The organism is Thiohalomonas denitrificans (assembly GCF_016841685.1).
GTDB classification, from domain to species: domain Bacteria; phylum Pseudomonadota; class Gammaproteobacteria; order Thiohalomonadales; family Thiohalomonadaceae; genus Thiohalomonas; species Thiohalomonas denitrificans_A.
The window spans coordinates 1-3,084 of record NZ_JAENYR010000152.1; the positions used below are offsets into that span (position 1 = coordinate 1).

At 58.5% G+C, this 3,084-nt stretch carries 4 protein-coding genes; 2 read left to right on the plus strand and 2 right to left on the minus strand.

The genetic code is table 11. The features are described from left to right. Together Q7L05_RS17230 and ureG are read left to right on the plus strand one after the other, a co-directional pair. Nucleotides 1-404 (plus strand): urease accessory protein UreF (locus Q7L05_RS17230; protein ID WP_303909527.1); only part of this gene is annotated, 404 nt, incomplete at its 5' end. Nucleotides 405-592: 188 nt separating this feature from the next. Beyond that, complete coding sequence (gene ureG, locus Q7L05_RS17235; protein ID WP_303909529.1) at nt 593-1,207, plus strand: urease accessory protein UreG; 615 nt, start codon at nt 593-595, stop codon at nt 1,205-1,207. Between the two features lie 486 nt (nt 1,208-1,693). On the opposite strand, the gene Q7L05_RS17240 is transcribed toward ureG, so the two are convergent. After that, nucleotides 1,694-2,263 (minus strand): transposase, encoded by a 570-nt coding sequence (locus Q7L05_RS17240; RefSeq protein WP_303909531.1) that lies wholly within the window; start codon nt 2,261-2,263, stop codon nt 1,694-1,696. A gap of 51 nt (nt 2,264-2,314) precedes the next feature. Then, the gene (locus tag Q7L05_RS17245; protein WP_303909533.1) at nt 2,315-2,803 is read right to left on the minus strand and encodes a hypothetical protein; all 489 of its coding nucleotides are present in this window, start codon (nt 2,801-2,803) and stop codon (nt 2,315-2,317) included. Between the last annotated feature and the right edge of the window lie 281 nt (nt 2,804-3,084).

The window sequence follows — 3,084 nt, forward strand, 5'->3', positions numbered from 1 at the left end:
AGACGGCCGAGCTACGCGCCGAGGAGCGGGCTCGGGGAAAGGCGATGACTAGCCTTTTGGTACAACTGGAGGTCGCGGGTGCGGCCGAGCTACGGGAGACCCTGAGGCTTTGTCAGGCTGCGGGCTTTGCGCTTGCGGCCAGCCGCTGGGGCGTCTCCCTCGAGGAGGCGGCGACGGGATACGCCTGGACCTGGCTCGAAAACCTCGTGCTGGCCGGCGTGAAACTCATTCCCCTGGGTCAGACCGCCGGCCAGCGTTTGTCCCTGGCGCTCGGCGCAAAGATCCCAGCGGCAGTGAATCACGGGCTCGGGCTGGCGGACCCGGCGATCGGTGCCTCCGCCCCGGCCGCCGCCCTCGCCAGCAGCCTGCACGAGACTCAGTACACCCGGCTGTTTCGTTCGTGAAAGTCTTTTTTGTCACCGCAGAGACGCAGAGAACGCAGAGGGAATTTGACTCAAGTGTGAGGGCGGCTTCCAGCCGTGATTGGGTTAGCCAGGATCGTCACGGCAGGATGCCTGCTCCTACATTGACAGTTCTCTGCGCCCTCTGCGCCTCTGCGGTGAGTTTTTAATGTTTTCAGGAGGCGAAAACGATGAACCAGAACAAAGCCCCCCTGCGGGTGGGAATCGGTGGGCCGGTGGGCTCGGGCAAGACGGCGCTGCTGGATGTGCTCTGCAAGCGCCTGCGCGACCGCCTGGAGATCGCGGTGGTGACCAACGACATCTACACCCGCGAGGATGCGGAATTCCTGACCCGCAGCGAGGCCCTGCCGCCGGAGCGCATCATGGGCGTCGAGACCGGCGGCTGTCCCCATACCGCCATCCGCGAGGACGCCTCCATGAACCTGGAGGCGGTGGAGGAGCTGAACCGCCGCTTTCCCGACCTCGACGTGGTCTTCGTGGAGAGCGGCGGCGATAACCTGAGCGCCACCTTCAGCCCCGAGTTGGCCGATCTGACCCTCTACGTCATCGACGTGGCCGAAGGCGAAAAGATCCCGCGCAAGGGCGGCCCCGGCATCACCCGCTCTGACCTGTTGGTGATCAACAAGATCGACCTGGCTCCCCACGTTGGTGCTTCACTCCAAGTGATGGAGAGCGATACCCAGCGCATGCGCGGCGAGCGGCCATTCGTGTTTACCAACCTCAAGGCGGGAGACGGCATCGATGGTATAGAGAGCTTCCTTTTCAGAGAGGGAATGCTCGGATAGGGAAAACAGGGAGATCTCGGAACGCGTGTTCGCTGCAACAAAAAGGCGCCCGGGCTCTTCGACCCAAGGCGCCTTTTCGCAGCGGAGAGTGACCGGCTGAGCTACATGCGGTGAATCGTATCTGCTCGCCCTCCCTGGCCCTCACACGCAGGGGGAGGGCCACGGAGGGCGAGTGATGAACACCATTTCGGAACAGCTACTTAGCCCGAAGATTTTATAAATTTGTGCCGAGGTCGCTTAGGATATTGGTTTCACAAGGAAATTTTCGAAGGAGCGGCGTATCGGTGATTACGGCCGACTGAGGAAATATTCCTTGTGGAGCCAAGAGACAAGCGAGATCGGTGCTAATTTACGAAAAATTCGGGTTAGTTCAGACGTTGTGCCGCTCCGCCACCACTGAGTCCAAATTCTGAATGATGGCGTCACTTCCCTCTTCCGCCTGCTCCATGTAGGCAATCAACTCATTGGGGATTCCGGGGACAGGGATTAGGGATTCCGGGGACAGTATACCTGTTCCGCGGCAGCGGCCTTACGACCAGGCCTTTTGGGCGTCAGGGACTTGCCGGTCAAACCCTCAAGCCGATGGACAAAAGCGGCATCCCCGAGCGGCCGTCCTGTCCTTGTGTGCTGTTCGATCAGCTCTCCTTGATCCCGATTCTGACTAAAAAGATACCCAGCCCAATCGGAAATCCGGTCCAGCATCGGCCCTACTCTTACTAGCTGATCGTCTTTACCCGAAAGATGGGGCAGGGCACTCGACCACTTCCAGTCGGCCGGATGTCGACAGAGTCCCGCCTTAACGGGGTTGAGCTCGACATAGCGAACAGTGGAGAGTAAATACCCCTCGTCCATGACGAACGAATGGAATCGCTCCTGCCATAGATGACCGCGCCAGCTATTACGGAAATTGACATGGCGCGTATACCGGCGATGTGCCTCTCCGATAGCGGCATGCAGTCCGTCCTCGTGATTGGGGACCATCACAAGATGCACATGGTTGGGCATCAGGCAGTAGGCCCAAATCTCTACTTCGGCCTTTTGAGAGGACTCAGCCATGAGTTCGATGTAGTAGCGCTAACGAATTGCTAACCCGCACCGCCCTAGGGGCTACTGCGCAGCGCCGCTTGGCTTTCCGGCGTCGGGTTCAGCGGCTTGTTGGGCCGATTTGGCAATTAAAGCGATCTCCGAAAGCTTTCTCACTTCTCTGTACCTCCCGTGCCGTTCTAAATAGGCTTGTAAAAACTGCGGCTTCCCGGTCAACCCCTTATGGAAAGTACCTACGATAATGCTCACATGCGCTTCAGTATCCGGAACGACAAAAAAGATTGCTTCCACACAGGCAGGAAAATCGCGTCCCCTATCAGCAGGGCTACCCGTTTGCTCTCCGCAGTCGTTGACTTCCCAATAAATACTTGAGCGTGGCGTAGCTACTGAACTGACCCAGCGGTCCATTGTTATTGGGCCCAGCGCCGGATCGAAAGTCTTGACTTGAGCACCCTTGGCAGCTTCTACCAAGCGCGCCTCAAAGGTTTCTTGCGCGACCGAAGCAACCGGTGACGCGCATAGCACGAACCAGAGCAACAGGAAGACTTTCACGCTTCCTCCTTAAGAGCCCAACTACATGTAGCCGTCTTAGACCGGTGTAAACAACCAGCAGGTGTTCGCGGGGTTCGTCGTTTTCTCGTCCCACTCAGGGAAGATAAATCATGAGTATCAGCTTTATTGGTTTTCAGCGGCATTCTTCAGTCCCTCGATCTTTCTCAGGCACACTTCGGCCGTGAGTTCCCTCAAATCATCAACCCGCCTGGCGATGGCGTTCAGCTCTTCGTCGGTGATGGCGTACCGCTTGCTGTAGCGGGCGTCGACGTAGGCGCGGC

Bases quoted from the DNA above. Each gene is read 5' to 3' on its own strand.
- ureG (WP_303909529.1), top strand. From the start codon at position 593: ATGAACCAGAACAAAGCCCCCCTGCGGGTGGGAATCGGTGGGCCGGTG.
- Q7L05_RS17240 (WP_303909531.1), bottom strand. From the start codon at position 2,263: ATGGCTGAGTCCTCTCAAAAGGCCGAAGTAGAGATTTGGGCCTACTGC.